Genomic DNA, 20,873 nt, shown 5'->3' on the forward strand with positions numbered 1-20,873 from the left:
CGTTCTAGGTTCCAAGATCTAGATTTAGTGTCTTTTTGCCTTTAATGGGTTCATTATTAGCCACATCATCTTTTCTGGAGCTCAGTGATCTTGTCCCTTCGTTGCAGAATCAGCTAAAATCTCGCGTCTTTTCAGTCTTGCCTTCTCGCGTTTCTCTCACTTTGTCATCCCGAACTTGTTTCGGGATCTTGGTTTTGATCTTATCCAAAGACGGTTCTTCACAGTGCTCAGCGGCACTTAGGAACTAGATTCTGAAACAAGTTCAGAATGACGGGCTGTGGCGTTTTTGCCTACGGGTCTTTAACCTGCAACTTGGAACCGAGAACTTGCAACTGGTCTTTCAGCGTATAGCGTCTCTTAGGAACTTGATTCTGAAACAAGTTCAGAATGACGGATTGTGTCGGTTTCATGGCCGTAGCCAGCAACTTAGAACTGACAACTTGCAACCGGTCTACAAAGCCAAGAAGTTAACAGGATCGAACATCAACGCAATAGTACGGAGTCCAGAAAGACCACGAAGGTCCTGGAAAATACTTCCGATGCCGGAAGTAACTTCCGCCTTCGGAAGCGCTTCTTCCAAACTATGTAGTTGGCCAGATTTAGCTGGACTCACACCCTCCGCCACTACGTGGCCCTCCTCCCTCAAAGGTGGATTTAAGATGGGGATCATTCGGAGCAAAAAACAAACTCATGCAAGAAACAGCTAATTAGTGGAATTCAACTCCCAGACTCATGGGTAATGATGAGCTCCCTCATGTGAGGATTTAAGAAACAGGATCATTAGTACGCAAAAGCAAATTCGAGCAAGAAAAAGCCAGTTAGCGGGATTTAATTTCCTGACTTACGTGTAATAATGAGAGTTAATGGAGGTTAACCGTAACTTTGGCAATCTCTCAATCACCCCACATCTCGACTAATATCTTATAATCGGCACGGACGGGCAGATAATTATTATGAAATGCGGTAGGAGGGTTACTAATGGAAGAATTTCTCAGTGGAGATCTCTTTAAATGGGTGATAATGCCCCTCATAATCTTCTTCGCAAGAATCGTTGATGTCTCTCTAGGGACAACGAGAATCATAATGGTTTCTAGAGGGAAGAAGGAAATTGCCAGCCTGATCGGTTTCTTTGAAGTTATTGTATGGTTGCTCGTTGCCAGCAAGGTTATCCAGAGTGTTGACAACGTACTTTACATTCTTGCTTATGCAGGCGGTTTCGCTGCCGGTAGCTACATAGGGATCTTGATAGATGAGAGACTGGCAATGGGTACTGTCTCTATAAGGTTAATCACATCAGTTGAACCGACTGAACTGATTAATAAACTCTGCCAGGCGGGATTTGGGGTGACAAAGATAGATGCGCAAGGCTCTCGCGGAAAGGCTTACATAATCTACAGTATAATAAACAGGAAGGAAGTCTCAGAGTTTGAAAGAATAGCTCAAGAATGCGTGCCAAAGGCGTTTATGTCTGTTGAAGATATTCGCAAAGTGAGAGAAGGCATCTTCTTGCCCAGGGATACGCTACGCCTCCGAAAAGAGTCTCCCCTCAGAAAGTCGAAGTGATCAATTTCTCAGAATCGGAAGTGAAAGAGATGAGGGTTCGGCCCTCATCTCGTTATGTCGTTAACGATGTTACCGTCTTTTATTTCGATTATTCTGTCAGTTTCTTCTGCGATCCTTCTGTCATGAGTGATGATCACGAAGGTTGTTCCGTATTTCTTGTTAAGGCTGCGCATGAGATTGAAGACCTTTGACGAAGTATCTGAATCGAGATTACCTGTCGGCTCGTCCGCGAGGATGATTTTCGGATTATTTATGAGTGCCCTCGCGATTGCCGTTCTCTGCTGTTGACCTCCGGACATATTTGGCGCAAGATTGTCTCTGACCATGCTGATTTCAACAATATCCATAAGCTCTCTCGCTCTTTCTACTACTTCTTTCGTTGGTTTGAGACCCTTTATTCTGTACGGGAGAATTACGTTCTCAAAAGCAGTGAATTCCGGAAGGAGGTAATGAAACTGGAAGATAAATCCTATTGTTTCGTTTCTTACTTTTGCGAGTTCATTCTTATTCATTTTGTTTGTCTTCCTGCCGGAAATCGTTACTTCTCCGCTAGATGGCTTATCAAGAGTTCCAATAATATTCATCAGTGTAGACTTTCCGCTTCCAGATTGGCCGACTATCGAGATGAAAGAAGATTCTTCGATCGCAAGATTTATTCCATGCAGCACTTCGGTTTTGACAACGGTTCCGTATTCTTTCTTTATCTCTTCAAGCTTTATGATATCAGCCATTTCTTATCACCTCAACCGGACTGAGTTTGGAGGATCTTCTTGCAGGAACCATGGCTGCAATGGTCGAAGCACTTATGGCTATGATCGCAGAAAGCATTACAAATCCGTAGTTAAGAGAGATGCTTAATATTGGTTCTCCGTCTGGTCCAACGGCAAAGGTAGAAAACATTATTATAAGCAATAAGCCAAAGGCTATTCCAACAACAGCACCCACAACTCCCAGTGCGAGCCCCTGAAATAGGAAGACGAAGCTTGTTGTAGAATCTCTCAAACCCATTGCTTTTAGTATTCCTATCTGTCTCGATTTCTGGACTACAGTTACTGCCAGGACACTTGCTATTCCAAGCGAAACGGCAATAATTACGAAGACTTGAATCATTATACTTGAAATACTCTGTCCGTTCAGCCCGGAAAGGAGGTCCTCATTCTGGGACTTCCAATCTGTAACTTGTAGACTAGGATTCCGAAGAGCTTCCGAAATTAGTGAAGCGTTTTCATCGGCTCTGAAAACCTCGCTCACCTGCATTTCGATCGAAGTGACCGCATCGCCCAGATCCCCCACGGATTGAGCAGTATCGATCGTTGAGATCAGCCAGTTCCTATTGAGACTTGCAACTCCCAGATCAAAAATGCCGACGACTTCGAGGGTTTCGACTGTTCTGTCTGGAGTGAATATCGTTATTTTTTCACCGATTTTCACTTCCAGATCCTCTTTTAAACCCTTGCCGATCAAGATCTCTCTATAATTCTCCGGGATTTTACCATCTACTAGACGTGTATCGATCTTATATATTGCATTTGATTCGGGAAACTGAAGACCCCGAAGAAGAACCGATAAGGTTCTGTTGCCGCTGTCGATAAATACTGGAAGATCCGCGCTCGCCGAAAGAGCCGTTAGTTCCGTTGGAAGATCTAGAGAATCGATCTCCGAAATTATACTCTCCCAGTCTGCTACTCTATTGTCTTCTTCCGATGAAGTAATGGTAACTTGTGAAGAACTTCCGATTGTGGTGTCGACCAGGTCCTTTTGCAGTCCCTGAATGAGCGAGCCGATAAATACCTGGACGGATACCCCTATTGCAATCCCTAGAACTATGAGAAGAGTCTGTACCTTGCTGGATGATAGGAAACGCATTGCGATTGAAAATGCCAGTTTCATTTCTTATCACCCTCCCCGAATGAGAAGATTTCTCTCGGATCTTTCAGGAAAATATCGGCTCCCACTTCCTTCCAGTAATTGGGGTTCTTCTCGAAGGCCTTTCCGCCAACCACTATTCTTGATTTTCCACCGTGTTCCCTTATTTTGGTAATCATCCTACGTGTATTTATGAGGTTGTAGTAATTAGAAACACTAATAGCAATATAGGATGGATTAAGCTCTTTCATCGCTTCGAGGAAGGTGTCGAGAGGGGTATTTGCACCTACAAACGTCGAGTTATATCCTGCAATCGTGAAGATGTCTGAGATCATCCTGGCACCTATTTCATGATACTCTTCCGGTGGACAGAGAACTGCAACGGTAACCTCTTTCTCGGCAGATCTTTTGCCGCCTCTTTTCCCTATGATGTAGGGATAGCAACATTCCATTACGGTCCTGACGATTGAGCTTCTTATATGTTCGTTCCAGATGCACATCCTGTCACTTTCATAGTCGCACTCCCAGTTTCCGAGAGCAGGGCCGAGAATTTCCAGATATAGATCTACCACTTCAATGCTACCAGAATCCAGGGCGTCGATGCAGATTTCTACGGCTCTCTTTTTGTCCTGAGAATCTAGAGCCTCTATGAAACTACTTCTGATTTCGTTCAAGGTAACCTCCTTATTCCAGAGAATCTAGTCTCCTCGTATCATCGTCATCCAGGACTATACTCCCCGCTTCGAGATTTAGGCGCAGGTGATCTAGCTTCGATGCCTTCGGAATTACCACAACTCCTTCTTTGCCCAACAACCAAGCAAGCATTATTTGCTGTACAGTTGCGGAGTACTTCACGGCGAAATCCTTTAGCAGCTTCTCGGTCGAGGGTTTCAAAGAGTTTCTTTTAAGCGGCGAATAGGCAGTCAGAGTTATTTCATGACTCTGACAGTAAGGAAGAAGCTCTTCCATTGGCTGTCTATCGTCAATATTGAAGAGAACTTGATTGTTTACTATTGGTTGTTTCGAAACGGCAACTGCCTTCTTCAATAAAGGTGTGTCAAAGTTAGAAACGCCAATAAACTTGACTCTTCCATTCACTACTTCTTCACTCATAGCGTTCAGGGTCTCTTCGAGAGGAACATCGGGATTTGGCCAATGTATAAGGTAGAGATCAAGATAGTCCGTCCTGAGTCTTCTCAGAGTTCCTTCTAGAGCTCTGTGAAGTTCTTCCTTCCGCAGATGGATGGGCCAAACCTTAGAAGTAATGAACAGCTCTTCTCTGCTGAAGACCGAAATAGCCTCTCCTATTATTTCTTCGGTATGGCCTCCACCATAGTATTCCGCCGTGTCTATGTGCGTATAACCCATCTCAATTGCTCTGGATATTGTATCGATGTGCTCTTTGTCTCTAGATAGATCGGGAAAATCTCTTCCACCTATTTCCCACGTACCAAGCCCTATGGCTGGAATTTCTCCCATATTCTTTCCCAAAGTTCTGTAAATCATCTTATTCACCCCTGTTCTTTACATTTTACATTAATGATTCGAAAGAAAGTAGCTAGTAAAACATTGCAAACTTCCATGAGCACGTAATTCATCATCATAATTAAATCTTCTCATGAGAATGTTATTAATGCATCAAAACAATCTACTCGAAGTCAAGATGAAGGAGATTAAGAACACCTCCCTTTGAGTTAGATTTACATTTCATTCTCTGTATGTCAACCAGTGATTCTCGAGAATATGCTATATCGGATCTAATTAAGGTTGACAGTCCTTGAGGTATAATTGTTTGAACGGGCTGATCACTTTGCAGTTGCAGTTACAAATGGTCTTTCAAAAACGGCTTTTCCAGAAATCAGGATCTACATCTGGTACCTTCCTATGTTAGTTATGAACAAAATCAAAGACACCAAACGAAGGAGGGAGCGCCATGTATATTGTGTGTGATTTGACGTATGCTGTTTCTGAAAGTAGATCCACGGAGGCTTTGAAAATGATACTTGAGACGCTCTCAAAAAAGTTGCTTCTGGGAGCCCAAGGTGACACGCTTAATATGAGAGCCGAGACGGAAGACACGATTGAAGTTCAGATCATGGCTCTCAAAGGTTCGTGTTCTTTCGAAGAAGTAGTGCCAAGGATCAACGAGTACCTATCATTGATCTCAAGAGCGCTGGAAACGAGTTTTCCAGATTACAGAGTAGTTAGTTCATACATCTATCTAGATGGAGAAGAAACACCCTATCTACTCTGTTGAAGCCATAAAAAGAGGGCCGCGGGCCCTCTTTTTTTTTTCTTACGGTTGACAGGATAAAAACGCTCCACTATAATCATAATGTTGATAATTAGAATGGTTCTAAATAAGGAGGTGTTTTATGGAGAAAAGAATTCCTTTGATCGGTGAAGATTTCCCTGAAATGAAAGTGAAGACAACTCATGGTGTACTCAGCCTTCCAGAAGAATATAAGGGCAAGTGGTTTGTTTTGTTCAGCCATCCGGGCGATTTTACACCGGTTTGTACAACTGAGTTTGTGGGATTTCAGAAGAGATACCAGAAGTTCAGAGAGCTCAACTGTGAACTCATAGGTCTCAGCGTCGATCAAGTCTTCTCTCACATAAAGTGGGCCGAATGGATAGAAGAAACTCTGGGAGTGAAGATTGAGTTCCCAATAATCGCCGATGAAATGGGTGAAGTTGGTATGACTCTCGGTTTGATCCATCCTGCGAAGGGTACAAACACGGTCAGGGCCGTATTCATTGTTGATCCGAAGGGAAAAATAAGGGCAATACTCTATTATCCGCAGGAGCTTGGAAGAAACATGGACGAAATACTTAGAATGGTCAAGGGCTTCCAGGTTGCCGACAAGAACGGAGTCGCGATTCCTGCCGATTGGCCAAACAACGAAATCATCGGCGATCACGTAATTATTCCCCCTGCAGCAGACGTCAAGACTGCAGCAGAGAGAAAGGGCAAGGAAGGTTGCTACGACTGGTGGTTCTGCCACAAGAGCCTTTGACACAGCGATCATGAAATAAATTTAACGGATAGAGGTCGGGACAACCGACCTCTTCTTTTTTTGCTTGCCGCCTCAAACATAGAATCCCGAGCTTAAACCACAAATCTTTTGAAAGACGGGCAGAATAATTGTCTCTAGGTATTCGATGTTTTCTGCGCGTAATTAACTATAGACAATCTAGAATGAGCCTGATCGCACGTGGTTGATCTTGATTGTTCTTTTTCAAAGATGTAAAGTTTGGTATTATAGAGATGAAAAAAATTTCCTTCGGAGGTGATGACAGTGAAAAAAATTTTCTTTGTGGTATTCCTCGTATTGATGCTTTCAGTGACAGTGACTGCAAAACTTGTCTACTGGCATACTCAAGAGGAGGAATCAAGACAGCAGGTAATTGCACAGATAATCGAGTCGTTCACGATTGAAACGGGAATCGAAGTCGACGTAGTCGCGATCGAAGAGAATGAGATGTTTTCACGGCTGGCGGCCGCTTCCGCTGCCGAAACGCTTCCGGATCTGATTGAAGCTGGCGCGGAAACCATTCTGGGTCTTGGCGCGGATGGTTTGCTTGACACTGCAATTCCAACGAGATTCATTAAGAATGGAGGGGATTTCTACAACGGCGCCACGAGATTCGTTATTACGCCAACCGGGGACGAATACTTTGCGGTCCCATACCATGGATGGGTTCAGGGTATCTGGTACAGAAAAGATTGGTTTGAAAAAGCCGGATTGGCCGAGCCGACCACATGGGAAGCGATCATGGAAGCTGCGAAGTATTTCCATGATCCTCAGAACGGAATGTACGGGATCGTTCTGGGAAAGGCAAACGATGCTTATGCAGAACAGGTGTTCACGATTTTCGCTTTGTCAAATGGAGCCAGGATATTTGATAAGGAAGGAAACGTGATCGTAAATTCTCCAGAGATGAAGGAAGTACTCCAATACTATAAAGATCTTGGAGAGTACTCGGCCCCCGGGCATACCTACTGGCAGCAAGCAAGAGAGCTCTTCCTTGCAGGTAAAACACCGATGATGTTCTACTCTACTTATGTTATGGATGACCTTGCCCTTGCTGAGATTCAGACTCAATACATCAGCGATTTTGATCCTGAACTGGTTGAGAACACTGAGTTTGCTCCAATGATGACTCACAGCAGATCTTCATCTTTTGGACAGGTTTTGTCGCTTGCCGTAGTGAAGTCGTCCGAAAATAAGCTTGACGTTCTCAAATTCCTGGATTTTGTCTTTGAACCGGACAACTACATTAAGTACATCCACATGGCTCCAGGTGGTATGCTTCCAACACGCTCCTCTATCGCCGAAAGCGAAGAATTCCTGAACGATCCAAAAGGGATTTACAGGAGGTACGGTGCTGACAAGATCAAGGCAATCATCTATGGAATGGAGAACATTGAGAAGTTCGGTTACGTTGAAGGAAGGGTCTTCCCAGAAATGGGCAAGATATCCGGAGCTTTCACAATAGGAAATGGAATTGTCATGATGTTCGATAACGACGCAACTCCAGATCAAGTTCTCACTTTCTGGAGAGAGGATATTAGAAAGCTTATAGGAAGATAGTCAACTAGCAGTGGAGGCCCCGGAGCCGGGGCCTTCATTTTTTGGAGGGAGATCTCATGCAGAGAGCAGCCTCTTCCATGTTGAAGAAAGAAAACAGTCTGGGTTGGAAACTGGTTTCACCAACTGTAATACTGTTGATGATACTTATACTCTATCCAGTCGGCTACAATATCTATATCTCGTTCTTCGATTATGGAATAACCAGCTCCACATTTGTAGGACTGGAAAATTATGTTCGCGTCTTCAAAGACAGCGCCTTCTGGAAGTCATTCTTCATTACTGTAGGTTTTACCCTTATGACTGTTGTTGGAAGCATTATCCTGGGACTCGTTGTAGCATTAATGCTCAACAAGGAGTTCAAGGGGAGAGCTATTGTTAGGACGATTGTGCTGCTGCCGTATATAACGCCGCTCATTTCAATTGTCTTCTCCTGGAAGTATATCTTCGATCCCAGCTATGGGCCATTTATGCAGCTGTTCGGTCAAACTCTTGGGTGGGTCTCCCCTCAACTCGATCTTCTGAACAATTCGAATAACGCGTTCTTGGTGGCCTCTGTCTTCAATATTTGGCGAAACTTTCCTTTTGTCTATTTGATGCTCCTATCAAGGCTTCAGTCGATACCTGACGATTACTATGAAGCTGCTGAAATTGATGGGGCAACGTCTTGGAAGCAGTTCACTAATATAACACTTCCAGAGCTCTACTTTGTGATGGGAGCGGTAGCACTAATGAGAGGGATCTGGAATTTCTACAAATTCGATGAAGTCTATCTGATAAGCAAGAGGGCGGGAACACTACCAATCTTCATCTATGAAAGGGTAATAGGCACTACTTCGCCGGAGTACGGAGTAGCCGCTGCGATAGCAACGATTCTGATGGTAATAATGCTTTTCTTGATAACCGTGTACGTCAAGAAGGTGTTGAAATGGTAAAGAGAAAATCACCCTTCAAGAGAGGAATGTTTATTTTTGGGATCCTTCTTTTGTGCTTTTTTATTCTAATTCCGTTTTATTTCATGATTCATGTATCATTAAAAGCCGATTATGATCCAAACAAGCTGACATTTTCGAACTTCACGGTAAGAAATTACCTCGAGATATTCGGTTTGATTCAGAGTAGCGAGACAGAGTTTTTCGGAGATGAAATTATTAGGGCAAATCTTGAGCCGGTACTGAAAAGAATCGAAGAGCTGGAAGAAAGGACGGCCTCACTGGAATCGTACACTCGATATGTTCACGAGATCCAGTTGGAGGCAAAAGAGAAAGAACTTAGGGATATTGTAGATCTTGTAATTGATTTCAGTGGAATAGAAGTTCAAAACAGAGAGGAATTTATCGAACGCGCGATAACTCCAGGTACCGAAGAGACGGAAATTGTTGAGGAGAATATGAAATCGATTTTCAGTGCCAACGATGTAAAGAAGTTTATCGATCTTAGGGAAGAAGTGGACAGCGCTCTAACCGAGGAGTCTCTCCTGGCTGGTCTAGAGAATGCAAAGGCCCAGCTCAAATCCTATGAAGCTCAGAAAAAAAAGATAATCGAGGAGAGAGCAAGTGAATTCCCCTTCCTGAGATATCTTAGTAACTCATTAGTCTTCGCAGGAATTTCAGCTTTAATAAGCCTCATTGTTGCCATTTTCGGTGCCTACGCCTTTTCGAGGCTTAGATTCAAGGGGAGAAGTTCTGTTCAGCGATCCGTTCTATTCGTTTATCTCTTTGGAGGGACGGTAATAATGGTTCCGCTTTATCAAATGGCGGTGAAGCTCGGGATCCTTGCAACGCCATTGGGAACGGGAATCTACTTGATCATGGTTTATGTTATTCAAACATTGCCGGTTTCTTTGTACATGCTGGGCAACTATTTCAGAACGATACCGTTTTCGATAGAAGAAGCCGCTATCATTGATGGTTGCTCAAGAATTCAGGCGATCTTCAAGATCGTAATTCCTCTTTCTCTTCCAGCGATAGTGACTGTATATATCTACGCATTTATGATTGGTTGGAATGAATACCTATTCGCATCGGCCTTCCTTGGTTTGAAGTCATACAAAGATCTCTTCACCCTTCCAATTGGGTTGAACGCGTTCTCAGGTTCCGCCCATGCTGTTTGGGGTAGGTTGATGGCGGCTTCTGTGGTTTCCGCAGTTCCAATAATTATCATCTTCAGTCTCATGCAGAAATACCTGACCAGCGGATTCACTGCTGGAGGCGTGAAAGAATAGGAGGTGTCTATATGCCCGGACTGAGTCATGATTCATACGATATAGTGGTGGGAATACCTAGTTTCAACAACGAGACTACGATTAAATATGTTGTCGAGACGGCGGCCATAGGCTTAAAGCAGTATTTTCCATCTATGAGAGGTTGCATTGTCAATGCTGACGGGGGCTCAACCGACAGGACAAAGGAGATGTTTTATTCGGCTTCAAGTAATGGGGTAGATTTGCTGTCCTTTGTATATGAGGGAATTTCGGGAAAAGGTAGCGCAATGAGATCAATAATGGAGAAATCAAAATCATATGGAGCGCAAGCAGTCCTATTTCTTGATTCCGATCTCAGAAGTGTGGAGCCATTCTGGATAGAAAGGCTTGCAAGTCCGATTCTGGAGGAAGGGGCAGCCTATGTCACCCCTTACTATATAAGACACAAGTACGATGGGACAATAACGAACAGCATATGTTATCCCCTCACCACAGCTCTTTATGGAAAAAAGATCAGGCAACCCATCGGGGGAGATTTCGGAGTTGGAAGGGAGCTCCTCGAATACTACACGACGGTACCCGAGAATACGTGGAGATCGGACATTTCAAGATTTGGAATAGATATATGGATGACGACCTCCGCTGTCAATGAAGTCAAAGGAAGCATTTATCAAGCCGCTCTCGGCACGAAGATTCATGATGTCAAAGATCCTGGAAAGCAATTGGGGAACATGTTCAAAGAAGTTGTAGGCACCCTGTTTTCCCTGATGCAGAAATATGAGGATAATTGGAAAACAGTGGGTGACTATTCCGATTCACCTATCTATGGTGACGTTGTGACAGGTATACCGGAGCCGCTGGAGGTCGATCTCGAAAACATGATTTCCAAGTGCTACGAAGGCATACACAGTCAGGAAGATTTCATTAAAGACATTCTTGGTGCGAAGATTGCTCGAAATCTCTTACTTCTTGGAAAATCAGACGCGATGATCGATGATGATCTTTGGGTTAGAATTATTTACAGAATAGCTTCAGGCTATAGAAAGTTAGCTCTTAGAGACAGACTCATAGAGCTTCTAGTTCCGCTTTATTTTGGAAGGGTTGCCAGCTTTGTCTCGAGAACAGAAAAGATGACCCAGGAAGGTGCCGAAGAAGAAATCGATAAACTTCTGAAGAAGTTTGTAGAAACGAAGGATGAGTTGATATCTATATGGGAGAAGAGTTCAGAATAACTGAAAAACTGAAGGCGATGATAAAGGGTTTAAACCCTGCAGAGAAGAAGGCAGCCAGATACATTATCGATTTTCCAGATGATGTTATCCATCATTCAATAAGCGAACTCTCAGTACTTGCGGGAACAAGCGAGACCACAATTTTCAGGCTGTCAAAAAAGCTGAACTTCAATGGATACCAGGCCCTCAAAATACAGCTAGCCAGAGAACTCTCGCGAGAATCACCGCCAATTTCAGCCGACAAGAATAAGCTGATTTCCGATCTCATTGAGGCACTTAATCAGCAGAACCAACTTATTGATGATGTTCAATTAGACAGAATTGCAGGTAAAATCGTTAGAGCGAATAGACTGATTTTCTTTGGAGTGGCCTCAAGCGGAATAGTTGCCGAATTTGGGGCAACCCTCTTCATGAGAGCCGGTTTTTCGACCGCGTTCTACACAGACCCCCATTTGCAGATAATGACTGCCGTCTCGCTTAACAGGGGAGATATAGTTTTCGGTATCTCCGCCAGCGGGAATATTAGGGACACTGTGAAATCCATTGAAGTGGCTTCAGACTCTGGGGCGTACACTGTAGCAGTTACGGGTGGGATAGGATCGAGAATAGTGAGTGTTTCCACCGAGACCATCTACGTAGCTCAAGGGGGTCATGAAACCGGGATACCACTTCTTCAACCCAGAGTCTGCCAGCTTACGGTAATACAACTTCTTCTGGAGAAGTCCATAAAACTAAGAAACGGAACGCTGCAGACTCTTGAAAAGGTCGATAGAACACTTGATAAGAAAAGATATCTTTAGTCTGAAGGTCTAAATACACTCTCTCCGGTAGGTTTCTAGTTCAACCGTTGAACACAGCCAAAGGTTTTCTCAATGTCTGTAGCAAAAACGTCCACTTTGACAAGAGAATTACCGAATAGCTGCTTTGGTACTAGGGCTGGGAAGCAGAAGTTTTCAAGCTGCTTTCAAAGGAAAAACCATTTTCGAAAGCAGTGAGGCAGGCTTCGACAACTTCTGTTCTGTAAAGTGAACCTTTGTATTTTACTATCTGATCCAGCGAGTACTCCTGTCCATACGGCTTTCTGTATGGCCTGTAAAAACTCATTGCCGCGACTACTTCAGAAACGGCAAGTATGCTACCCTCAAGGCTAATTTCCGAATCCTTTAGGCCGTTCGGATAACCGGAACCGTCAATTCTCTCATGATGCTGAAAGACTGCGTACGAGACTTTATCGGGAAATGGAACTCCTCTACTTATCTCGAATCCCGTAATGGGATGTCTTCTAAGAAGTCTGGCCTCAAGAGCATGCAGTGGCCCGGGTCTAGTGAGCATGTCCAAAAACATCGAGTTCATTCCTAAGTCGTGTATCTTTCCGGCCATTTCAAGACAGGCCATGGTAAAAGAGTCCAATGCCATTTCCTTAGCGATTGCTGACGCAAGCTTCGAAACGTTTTCCTCATGTTCTTCTACATATATGCTCTTCATTCTGAACATCTGTAAAAGGGAGTTTGCGGTACCCCTGCAAATGTCGAGCCGACTTGCGGTATCATATTCCAGAGTTCTTCTGGGTGCACGATAATAATCTTCATTTACGCTAAACCCACTTTCTCTGAGAGTGTACGGATGGAGTCTGGAGATTTCCAGAGCACTGCTTTGGTCAATTCTTGAAGAGTCATAAAGGCAATATGCCGTTACTGGAGACTCTTCAACGAGATCGTTCACAGATGCCTCGTACTTTAGAAGCTCTTCCATTTTCGTCCCAGATTCCAGGATCGCAGTACCTTCCCCGGCCACACCGAGGCCATTATAGCCTTCCTTTATAGCCCTTACTGCGGCTTCTTGCAGAAAACTAATCTGTCTTACGGGATCGAAAACGCCGTTCTTCACATATGACTTTTCGAAATCGATTATCTCTAATGTCTTCGAACCTAGAAGATCATCCAGGTTATAGGGGAGCCCGTCAGTTGTCTCTTTAGAAGGAATGACATCCCTTTCTGGTCCAAAATAAAGAAGTTTGTAATTTTTGGAAAGACCTTCTTTAAGGAAGGTGTTTATTGCTTTTCTTAGATCGTGAGCCGAACCATAAAGACAAACACTATGAGTATCTGATTTCATTAAACAACAACTCCATTAATATATGACGAACTTTCTTCAGGAGGTCATATCAAAAAAATTATTGCATAAGTAATTTCACACTTTGCCATAAACGAATATGCACTGTTAGTTAAATGGTGGCGACCAAAAAGTGTCAGAGTCTTATTACTAGCTTTATCTGGAAGTAAATTCAGAAGATGTCTCTACATGTTCTTGGGAAAACTGATGGTCACGGTCGTTCCCATCATGTACCTCGATCGTACCTCTATAGATCCGTTTATAAGGTTGAGAGCGTGCTTAACGAGAGACAGTCCCAGCCCCAATCCAGAAGATCCCGAAGTTCTTGCATTGCTTCCTCTGTAGAATCTTTCGAAGATTCTCGGTAGTTCTTCACTTTTAATACCTATTCCGTTGTCTTTCACGGAGATGTATATTCTGGATTCGACTTCCCTAGAGACGATTTCAATTGTATCGCCAACACTTGAGTACTTAACCGCATTCGAAATCAGGTTCGATATCACTCTGAAGAGAAGAAGCGAATCTACGGCGGCATATGTGTTAGGGGAGACTGTTGTGGTTATCTTCAATTTCTTTCTTTTCCATTTGCTTTCGAGGTCACTTACGGACTCATCAATTAGTTCCTTCAAATTGACGGTTTCAATCTTGACTCTGTAGTTCTGTAGCTCGAGATTAGACAGTATTCCAAGTTCTTCAACCAATCTCGAAAGCCGTCCAGTCGATCTCGCTATCCTTTCGATAGTCTCGGAAACATCTGCAGGTAACTCCATTTTCTTTTCTATTAGAAGCTGTACATAACCGTTTATAACAGCCAACGGTGTAGAAAACTCGTGGACAATCGAATTGACAAAGTCCATCTTAGCGCTTTCAAAGAGTTTTTCACTCGTTATGTTTCTCGCTATTATATATGGTGCAGAAACCCTTATTTTGAGATAGTGAGTCGTGTCATCCTTAACGAAGATCGTGTCGATGGTGTAATTAGTACCCGAAATGAGATTATCTACTATCTTTGAAATGCCCTGAACGTGGAGAGCGTCAGGTAAGGCTAATCCTTCCACATCTCCAAGCATCTTTCTAGCCGATAGGTTGGCCCTTGTTACGACCAGACCTTCATCTACCATTATGATTGCTTCGTTAAGTTCATCGAGCAGAGATTCGTTCATCTCTGCTCTCCAATGACGAATTTGTAACCGACTCCCCGAACTGTCTTAATGAATCCCTCTCCAACCTTTTCTCTGAGTTTGCTTATGTGGACGTCAACGGTTCTGAAATCGCCGAAGAAATCCATTCCCCAAACCTTGTCCAGTAGCTCTTCGCGAGTAAAAACTCTCCCGGGGTTTTCCGCGAGCAGTTTCAACAATTCGAATTCTCTTCTTGTCAGCTCTTCTGACTTTCCATTTTTAGTTACTGTGTACGATTTGAGGTTAACTACGGCGTCACCAATCGTAAGTTTATCTTCCAAAGTACCGGATATCTCTGTTCTTCTCATGACAGCCTTGATTCTTGCCACAAGAGCCCTTGGATTGAAGGGTTTTGTAACGTAATCATCTGCGCCAAGTTCAAGCCCAAGAATCATGTCAAGGTCGGACTTTCTTGCGGTCAAAAATATTATCGGAATTCTCGAATACATTGTTCGAATCTTCTTCACGAGATCGAGACCATTTGCGTCAGGTAGCATGATATCAAGTAATATCACGTCGGGCTTTTCTGAACGCAGGGATGACCATAACTCTTCTGCATTTGCGGCAGTTGAAGTCTGCATCGATTCATTCTCACATGCAGTTCTGACAATATTCAGGATATCGAGATCGTCATCAACAATCAATACTTTCAACGTCGCATTTCCTCCTTGAGGCTCTCGCCCTTTTCTATGTAATAGATCTCTTCTGCAATGTTAGTCGCATGATCGCCGGCTCTTTCGAGAAATCTTGACACTAGCATCAAATCTAGGAGCTGTCCGATCGCATTTGGGTCGGTCATGCTAACCAGTTTCTCTCTCACTTCTCTCTTTATGTACAGGTAGTATTCATCTACGTTGTTGTCCTCGTTCCATACTCTTTTTGCAGTCTCCGTATCCTTGTTGTAGTAGGCATCTATTATCTCTTCCAACATCTTTTCGACAACCGCTGTCATCTTCTTAATATGTATAAGTGGCTTGACGAGAGTCTGATTCTCATACCTGACTGCGACTTCAGCAATGTTTACGGCGAGGTCGCCGATTCTTTCCAGATCGGTTGCCAGCTTCATCATTGTAAGAACATACCTTAAGTCCTCGGCAAGGGGTTGAAATCGTCCGATATAGTTGCATATTTCTGTATCCATTTTTCTCTGAAGCTTATCAATCACTTCATCATTTTCAATGACTACTCTTGCGAGGTCGCCATCTAATCGATCAAGAGAGTCTATCGCTTTCAAAAGACTCGATCTCACGTTCTCCATCATATCTGACAACATAGATTTCAATCTGTTAAAGCCTGCTTCCAGATGCCTCTGCCTTTCTGGTGTCATCTCAACCAACTCCCGTTAACTGAAGATTCCTCTCAGGTACTCGCTTGTTCTTTGATCTCTAGGGTTAGAGGTTATCTTCTCGGTAGTGTCAAACTCAACGAGATCACCCACGTAGAAGAACATCACATAATCCGAGATCCTCAGTGCCTGCTGAAGGTTATGGGTTACTATAATAATAGTATACTTATCCGAGAGCTCTTCTATAAGAGTTTCCATTCTCTGTGTAGCAATTGGATCAAGAGCACTCGTAGGCTCATCGAGAAGCAGAACATCCGGTTCAACGGACAGAGCCCTCGCTATGCAAAGTCTTTGCTGTTGACCTCCCGATAGATTTGTTGCGTTTTTCTTCAGCTCATCTTTGACCTCATCCCATAGGGCTGCCTGCTTTAGTGACTTTTCGGTTATCTCCCTAAGTGTCTTGCGGTTCTTGATTCCGTGAATTCTCGGCCCATAAGTGACGTTTTCCTGGATCGTTTTTGGAAATGGGTTTGGCTTCTGAAAGACCATTCCCACGTGTTTTCTTAGAATGACCGGGTCCATATCGAGAATCTCGTTGCCGAGAAGTTTTACCGATCCCGTATGTCTGTAGGAAGGTATCAGATCATTCATGCGGTTTAGAACTCTAAGAAAGGTAGATTTTCCGCAACCGGAAGGGCCCACAACCGCTGTTACCTTCTTTTTTGGGATTTCACAGGTCACGTCCTTAAGTGCATGTTTATCACCATAATACACGTTGAGCTTTTCTATTTTGAAAATTGGTTCGTCCATTTCACTCCTCCAGTTTCTTCGATTCTATTCTCCTTCTGATTGCGACGCTGACGAACAAAGTTATGACGATTATCAGCAGAACGGAAATACTTCCCTCAAGCTTCGGAGTCACATTCTCGGGATAGATTGCCGAAAGCACGAAAATGTGTGTTGGCAATGACATAGCCGGCTCAAAGAGACCTGAAGGGTTTCTGGTAATATAAAATGCGGCCCCTGTAAACAGCAAAGGAGCCGTCTCCCCAATTATTCTTCCTACAGCTATCATAACTCCAGTTAGTATCCTCGAGAAGGAGGCTGGAACAACGATTCTGAAAGTTGTCTCAGCCTTATTCGCACCAAGTGCCATCGATGCTTCTCTGTAAGATTTCGGAACTGCAGCCAGGCTTTCATGGGTATTTGAAATGATGTAAGGAAGTGACATTATTCCTAAAGTAAGACCCCCCGAGATGATTGAGGTTCCGAATCCAAAAGTGATCGAAAAAAGCGACAGGCCAAACATTCCAAAAACAACCGAAGGAATTCCCGCAAGAATGTTGTTAGCAGTTAAAACTAGACGCTGAAAACGATTCTCTTTGCTGTACTCACTCAAATAGACGGCTGATAAAATACCAACCGGCACCGAAAAGAGCAGTGCTATCGATAGAAAATAAAACGTTCCCAGTATTGAAGGCCAAATTCCTCCTTCCGTCATCGAATTTCTCGGGAAGGAGACCAGAAATTCCAGGCTAATGTCATCAAGTCCATTTATAACAAGGAAACCAATTATAGCTAGTATAACTGCAACCAGTGTGTACGATATAATTCCGAAAATCAATTTGGTTATTCGGTCGATCAGCATCTTCTCATTCCCCTCTTAAGACGCATTGCTATAACTGTGAAGATCAGGGAAATCCCTAAAAGAACAATCCCAATCATGAAGAGAGCGTAATAATGAGTGCTTCCAAGTTCAACTTCTCCCATTTCGCCGGCGATTGCTGCGGTTAGAGGTCTAACTGGATCAAAGATCGACTGGGGAATCATGGAAGCGCCGCCTGCGACCATCAGAACAACCATTGTTTCTCCTATTATTCTATTTGCTCCAAGTATGATCGCATTTAGGATCCCGCTTCTAGCTTGTGGAACAATAATGCGGAATACTGTTGAAGTTGTGTTGGCTCCCAGTGCTAATGAGGCCTCTTTTTGATCTACAGGAACAGCTTTCAATGCATCTTCGATAAGAGTTACGAAATATGGCATAGCAAGTATAGAGAGCATGAGAGAAGCGTTGAAAATATTCAGTCCCGTCCACACTTTCATCGGGAAGAGCTCCATTAACCACCTTGAGACATACTTGAGCCCGAAACTTCCAAGTACCACAGATGGAATTCCTGCCATGAGTTCAAATATGAGTTTTAGAAAGTCGTGCGCCTTCCTGTGGCTGAACTCGGCAAGAAATATGGCCGAAACAAATCCCAACGGGATAGATATTGCTAAGGTCAACCCTGTTACAGCCAGAGTGCCCGATAACAGAGCGAGGATGCCATATTCGGCATCCTCGTAAGTTGGGTACCAGCGAGCGCTGAAAAAGAACTCCTCGAATGATATCTTTCCGAAAACTCTTACCCCATCTGATATGAGAAAGAAGAATATTCCGAAAAGAATTGCTGATGTAATCAAAGCTGCAGTCGTTACCAGTACTCTCGACGAAAGTTCAAGTCTCCTTCTTCTCAACTCGCCTCATCCAATCTATTTCGTTCCGTAAGCGTTTACATAACCCACACTTAGAACAGCTGCCTGCCCTTCCGGTGATAGTGCATATCTCAGGAATTCACCAATAACTCCTGTAGGGAGTCCATTGGTTGCATCGACGAACATGAACAATGGTCTCGATATCGGGTATGATCCTGCATTCACGTTTGCTACAGTGGGTTCAACGCCTTCAACTGTCAGGGCCTTAACCTCTTCCGTGATGTATCCCATTCCAATGTAGCCGATAGCATACTGATTCTGCATAACCTGCTCAACTTCGGCTCTTGTTGATGCCAGCTGTTGAACCTGAGGAGCGAATTTCTCACCCTTCATTACGTGTTCGACGAAGTACTCGAATGTTCCAGATGCATTGTCTCTTGACAGAGGAACAATTCTAGCCTTTGGCAGAGAAGAGTCAATCTGATTCCACGAAGTTATCTTTCCCGAGTAGATATCAAAAAGCTGTTGAATGGTTATGTTGCTAATCCCGAGGGACTTGTTTACGATAATCGCTATCCCGTCATAGGCGACAACATATGGTATGAAGTACTTTCCATCACTGTTCATCTGTTCAATTTCCGAGGCCTTGATCCATCTACTGGAATTTGCAATGTCGGTCTGTCCATTGAATAAGGCCTTGATACCCGTCGAAGACCCGGCGCCTTCGATAGATATCTCAACATCAGGGTTCATTGCCTTGAAACCTTCTGCCCAGAGCTGCGCAACTGGATAGACAGTGTTGGAGCCTTTAATGACAAGTGTAGAACCTAACATAGTACCAGCCAGTAACAGGATCACGATAAGTACACCAAAATTCTTCATACACACACCTCCTGAATTTATTTCCACGATTAGTTTATACATGTAGGGTGTTATTGGGGGATTATTTGAGTTTGCTAAAAGTTCAGCTTTTTGACATTCTGATCAGAAGAAGATTACAGACGACTGGTGAAGGCCGGCATGAAAATGCTGAAGTATTCAGTGAATGATGAGCACATAAGATCCTTATTGAGAGAGGATTCTATAGGATGAAAATGAATATTTCCCGAAGATCAAGTATTTTAAATTCGATGAACTGCTATAAAGATCAGTTAATTATGTTTTGGAATATAGAAACTGTCCAGAATAAGGCCCTCCGGGGTTTTTGAATAGCCGTACAGACCTTCTAGAGTATAGTTGAACAACATATAGTGGAAGGCTTTGGCGGAAGCGACTAGACTCTCGCCCCGGGTGATATCGTAAAGCGGAGCACCGCCGCCAGCCGTAATAACATAGGTTACGCCGTTTCTCTCAATTCTCTGATAGCCATGATCATGGCCGCTAAGAACAAGATCGACGTTGTAGTTTTCGAAGACAGGAACCAGGTATTCCTTTAGATACAGATGGTCTCCATGAGAGCCGTAACTGTACGGAGGGTGGTGCAAGCAAACTACTATATGTGCAGGATCTTCTTCTTCCGCCTCCTCCAGCTGTGTTAGAAGCCAAACGTATTGCTGTGAATACTTATCGAAGGCTTCATTTGTGTTCAAAAATATGAAGAAGATATCGCCGTACCATAGGCTATAATATCTTTCATTTCCTGGGAAAGCAAAGAATTTCAAATAGTTTATGGCTTCAGACTCGTGGTTTCCAATAACACTGTAGAGTACACTGTCAGATAGTACCTCGGTAACTTCGAAGAAGTCTATCCATTCTTCAATAGCATCGTCGGTCGAGACGATATCACCCGTGTGAATTACTAGAGGAACGTTTTCACTAGCTATTCCATGGACTATCTCAGAATGAACGACATAGTTGTTTCTGCTATCCCCGTAAGCAGCAAAACTGAATGGTGTGTTTCTGTTAGGTGCGGTTGTCAGTATCCCGTTGCCTTTGTAAATGACTTCTCCATCCTTTTCACTCTTAACAGTGTAAGCATAGCTCATTCCAGGAAGGAGTCCAGATACCCGGAATCTGTGAAGAGTCACTTCCTCATCTGAATGAATAGATTCATTGGAGCCATCGTAGACTATTAAATAAGAAGTTGAGGGTTCCTCAGTGAACCAGCTTACGGTAACTCCATCGCGCGAAATATCGTTCAAATAGACTGAAAAAACCTGACCAATTATCAGAAGAAACAGAAGAAGCATATATTTTTTCAACGCGCTCACCTCCTTTATGGTGTCGTGGGATCTGCGAATAAATGGACACATAATGATTATAACGGAAAAAGAATCTTGATTCTTATTGAGGGGGTTTTTGAAATCTCGTCCATTGATGGATGACAAGATACAAGAGAAGTGTTGGAATAGCTTTTAGCGG

The 20,873-nt window shown here is 43.5% G+C and carries 21 protein-coding genes; 8 read left to right on the forward strand and 13 right to left on the reverse strand.

Annotation, left to right across the window (positions count from 1 at the left end):
- Positions 1-978 precede the first annotated feature (978 nt).
- On the forward strand, positions 979-1,563 hold the full coding sequence (locus THEBA_RS09980; RefSeq protein WP_014731423.1) for a DUF2179 domain-containing protein: 585 nt from the start codon (positions 979-981) through the stop codon (positions 1,561-1,563).
- 44 nt (positions 1,564-1,607) lie between these two features.
- Here THEBA_RS09980 and THEBA_RS09985 read toward each other — a convergent pair whose 3' ends face one another.
- From THEBA_RS09985 to THEBA_RS10000, 4 genes are read right to left on the reverse strand one after another with little or no spacing between them, the layout of a single operon-like run.
- Positions 1,608-2,294 carry an ABC transporter ATP-binding protein gene (locus tag THEBA_RS09985; RefSeq protein ID WP_014731424.1) on the reverse strand — a complete coding sequence of 229 codons (687 nt, stop codon included), beginning with the start codon at positions 2,292-2,294 and terminating at the stop codon, positions 1,608-1,610.
- Positions 2,287-3,453 (reverse strand): ABC transporter permease, encoded by a 1,167-nt coding sequence (locus THEBA_RS09990; RefSeq protein WP_006488064.1) that lies wholly within the window; start codon positions 3,451-3,453, stop codon positions 2,287-2,289. The genes THEBA_RS09985 and THEBA_RS09990 overlap by 8 nt, the downstream gene beginning before the upstream one ends.
- The gene (locus tag THEBA_RS09995) at positions 3,450-4,103 is read right to left on the reverse strand and encodes a cobalamin B12-binding domain-containing protein (protein ID WP_006488063.1); all 654 of its coding nucleotides are present in this window, start codon (positions 4,101-4,103) and stop codon (positions 3,450-3,452) included. The genes THEBA_RS09990 and THEBA_RS09995 overlap by 4 nt, the downstream gene beginning before the upstream one ends.
- Before the next feature lie 10 nt (positions 4,104-4,113).
- The gene (locus tag THEBA_RS10000) at positions 4,114-4,935 is read right to left on the reverse strand and encodes an aldo/keto reductase (protein ID WP_014731425.1); all 822 of its coding nucleotides are present in this window, start codon (positions 4,933-4,935) and stop codon (positions 4,114-4,116) included.
- Between the two features lie 427 nt (positions 4,936-5,362).
- On the opposite strand from THEBA_RS10000, the gene THEBA_RS10005 reads away from it, so the two are divergent.
- From THEBA_RS10005 to THEBA_RS10035, 7 genes are all read left to right on the forward strand, one after another.
- The gene (locus tag THEBA_RS10005) at positions 5,363-5,686 is read left to right on the forward strand and encodes a hypothetical protein (protein ID WP_006488061.1); all 324 of its coding nucleotides are present in this window, start codon (positions 5,363-5,365) and stop codon (positions 5,684-5,686) included.
- 118 nt (positions 5,687-5,804) lie between these two features.
- Positions 5,805-6,446 carry a peroxiredoxin gene (locus THEBA_RS10010; protein WP_014731426.1) on the forward strand — a complete coding sequence of 214 codons (642 nt, stop codon included), beginning with the start codon at positions 5,805-5,807 and terminating at the stop codon, positions 6,444-6,446.
- A gap of 276 nt (positions 6,447-6,722) precedes the next feature.
- Entirely contained in the window at positions 6,723-8,024 is a 1,302-nt protein-coding gene (locus THEBA_RS10015) for an ABC transporter substrate-binding protein (RefSeq protein WP_236609145.1), read from the forward strand.
- 56 nt (positions 8,025-8,080) lie between these two features.
- The gene (locus tag THEBA_RS10020; RefSeq protein ID WP_014731428.1) at positions 8,081-8,956 is read left to right on the forward strand and encodes a carbohydrate ABC transporter permease; all 876 of its coding nucleotides are present in this window, start codon (positions 8,081-8,083) and stop codon (positions 8,954-8,956) included.
- Positions 8,950-10,245 (forward strand): carbohydrate ABC transporter permease, encoded by a 1,296-nt coding sequence (locus THEBA_RS10025; protein WP_006488057.1) that lies wholly within the window; start codon positions 8,950-8,952, stop codon positions 10,243-10,245. Before THEBA_RS10020 ends, THEBA_RS10025 begins: the two co-directional genes overlap by 7 nt.
- Positions 10,246-10,256: 11 nt before the next feature.
- Positions 10,257-11,456, forward strand: a complete 1,200-nt coding sequence (locus THEBA_RS10030) for a glycosyltransferase family 2 protein (protein WP_006488056.1) — start codon at positions 10,257-10,259, stop codon at positions 11,454-11,456.
- Positions 11,435-12,256, forward strand: coding sequence for a MurR/RpiR family transcriptional regulator (locus THEBA_RS10035; RefSeq protein WP_006488054.1), 822 nt, complete (start codon positions 11,435-11,437; stop codon positions 12,254-12,256). The genes THEBA_RS10030 and THEBA_RS10035 overlap by 22 nt, the downstream gene beginning before the upstream one ends.
- Positions 12,257-12,386: 130 nt before the next feature.
- Here THEBA_RS10035 and THEBA_RS10040 read toward each other — a convergent pair whose 3' ends face one another.
- From THEBA_RS10040 to THEBA_RS10080, 9 genes are all read right to left on the reverse strand, one after another.
- Positions 12,387-13,571, reverse strand: a complete 1,185-nt coding sequence (locus tag THEBA_RS10040; protein ID WP_014731429.1) for an MEDS domain-containing protein — start codon at positions 13,569-13,571, stop codon at positions 12,387-12,389.
- A gap of 182 nt (positions 13,572-13,753) precedes the next feature.
- Entirely contained in the window at positions 13,754-14,731 is a 978-nt protein-coding gene (locus tag THEBA_RS10045) for a sensor histidine kinase (RefSeq protein WP_006488050.1), read from the reverse strand.
- Positions 14,728-15,402 (reverse strand): response regulator transcription factor, encoded by a 675-nt coding sequence (locus THEBA_RS10050; protein ID WP_006488048.1) that lies wholly within the window; start codon positions 15,400-15,402, stop codon positions 14,728-14,730. Before THEBA_RS10050 ends, THEBA_RS10045 begins: the two co-directional genes overlap by 4 nt.
- Positions 15,399-16,076, reverse strand: coding sequence for a phosphate signaling complex protein PhoU (phoU, locus tag THEBA_RS10055; RefSeq protein WP_014731430.1), 678 nt, complete (start codon positions 16,074-16,076; stop codon positions 15,399-15,401). Before phoU ends, THEBA_RS10050 begins: the two co-directional genes overlap by 4 nt.
- 15 nt (positions 16,077-16,091) lie before the next feature.
- The gene (gene pstB / locus THEBA_RS10060; protein ID WP_014731431.1) at positions 16,092-16,844 is read right to left on the reverse strand and encodes a phosphate ABC transporter ATP-binding protein PstB; all 753 of its coding nucleotides are present in this window, start codon (positions 16,842-16,844) and stop codon (positions 16,092-16,094) included.
- Position 16,845: 1 nt separating this feature from the next.
- Positions 16,846-17,682: a phosphate ABC transporter permease PstA gene (gene pstA / locus THEBA_RS10065; protein WP_014731432.1), complete on the reverse strand. Its 837-nt coding sequence runs from the start codon at positions 17,680-17,682 to the stop codon at positions 16,846-16,848.
- Positions 17,676-18,554, reverse strand: a complete 879-nt coding sequence (gene pstC / locus THEBA_RS10070; protein ID WP_014731433.1) for a phosphate ABC transporter permease subunit PstC — start codon at positions 18,552-18,554, stop codon at positions 17,676-17,678. The genes pstA and pstC overlap by 7 nt, the downstream gene beginning before the upstream one ends.
- 15 nt (positions 18,555-18,569) lie before the next feature.
- Positions 18,570-19,394 (reverse strand): PstS family phosphate ABC transporter substrate-binding protein, encoded by an 825-nt coding sequence (locus THEBA_RS10075; protein ID WP_014731434.1) that lies wholly within the window; start codon positions 19,392-19,394, stop codon positions 18,570-18,572.
- Between the two features lie 269 nt (positions 19,395-19,663).
- The gene (locus tag THEBA_RS10080) at positions 19,664-20,713 is read right to left on the reverse strand and encodes a metallophosphoesterase (protein WP_014731435.1); all 1,050 of its coding nucleotides are present in this window, start codon (positions 20,711-20,713) and stop codon (positions 19,664-19,666) included.
- Positions 20,714-20,873: the final 160 nt, after the last annotated feature.

This window comes from Mesotoga prima MesG1.Ag.4.2 (assembly GCF_000147715.2).
In the GTDB taxonomy this organism is placed as follows: Bacteria; Thermotogota; Thermotogae; order Petrotogales; family Kosmotogaceae; genus Mesotoga; species Mesotoga prima.

Bases quoted from the DNA above. Each gene is read 5' to 3' on its own strand.
- THEBA_RS09980 (WP_014731423.1), top strand. From the start codon at position 979: ATGGAAGAATTTCTCAGTGGAGATCTCTTTAAATGGGTGATAATGCCC.
- THEBA_RS09985 (WP_014731424.1), bottom strand. From the start codon at position 2,294: ATGGCTGATATCATAAAGCTTGAAGAGATAAAGAAAGAATACGGAACC.
- THEBA_RS09990 (WP_006488064.1), bottom strand. From the start codon at position 3,453: ATGAAACTGGCATTTTCAATCGCAATGCGTTTCCTATCATCCAGCAAG.
- THEBA_RS10000 (WP_014731425.1), bottom strand. From the start codon at position 4,935: ATGATTTACAGAACTTTGGGAAAGAATATGGGAGAAATTCCAGCCATA.
- THEBA_RS10005 (WP_006488061.1), top strand. From the start codon at position 5,363: ATGTATATTGTGTGTGATTTGACGTATGCTGTTTCTGAAAGTAGATCC.
- THEBA_RS10010 (WP_014731426.1), top strand. From the start codon at position 5,805: ATGGAGAAAAGAATTCCTTTGATCGGTGAAGATTTCCCTGAAATGAAA.
- THEBA_RS10015 (WP_236609145.1), top strand. From the start codon at position 6,723: ATGACAGTGAAAAAAATTTTCTTTGTGGTATTCCTCGTATTGATGCTT.
- THEBA_RS10020 (WP_014731428.1), top strand. From the start codon at position 8,081: ATGCAGAGAGCAGCCTCTTCCATGTTGAAGAAAGAAAACAGTCTGGGT.
- THEBA_RS10025 (WP_006488057.1), top strand. From the start codon at position 8,950: ATGGTAAAGAGAAAATCACCCTTCAAGAGAGGAATGTTTATTTTTGGG.
- THEBA_RS10030 (WP_006488056.1), top strand. From the start codon at position 10,257: ATGCCCGGACTGAGTCATGATTCATACGATATAGTGGTGGGAATACCT.
- THEBA_RS10035 (WP_006488054.1), top strand. From the start codon at position 11,435: ATGGGAGAAGAGTTCAGAATAACTGAAAAACTGAAGGCGATGATAAAG.
- THEBA_RS10040 (WP_014731429.1), bottom strand. From the start codon at position 13,571: ATGAAATCAGATACTCATAGTGTTTGTCTTTATGGTTCGGCTCACGAT.
- THEBA_RS10045 (WP_006488050.1), bottom strand. From the start codon at position 14,731: ATGAACGAATCTCTGCTCGATGAACTTAACGAAGCAATCATAATGGTA.
- phoU (WP_014731430.1), bottom strand. From the start codon at position 16,076: ATGACACCAGAAAGGCAGAGGCATCTGGAAGCAGGCTTTAACAGATTG.
- pstB (WP_014731431.1), bottom strand. From the start codon at position 16,844: ATGGACGAACCAATTTTCAAAATAGAAAAGCTCAACGTGTATTATGGT.
- pstA (WP_014731432.1), bottom strand. From the start codon at position 17,682: ATGCTGATCGACCGAATAACCAAATTGATTTTCGGAATTATATCGTAC.
- THEBA_RS10075 (WP_014731434.1), bottom strand. From the start codon at position 19,394: ATGAAGAATTTTGGTGTACTTATCGTGATCCTGTTACTGGCTGGTACT.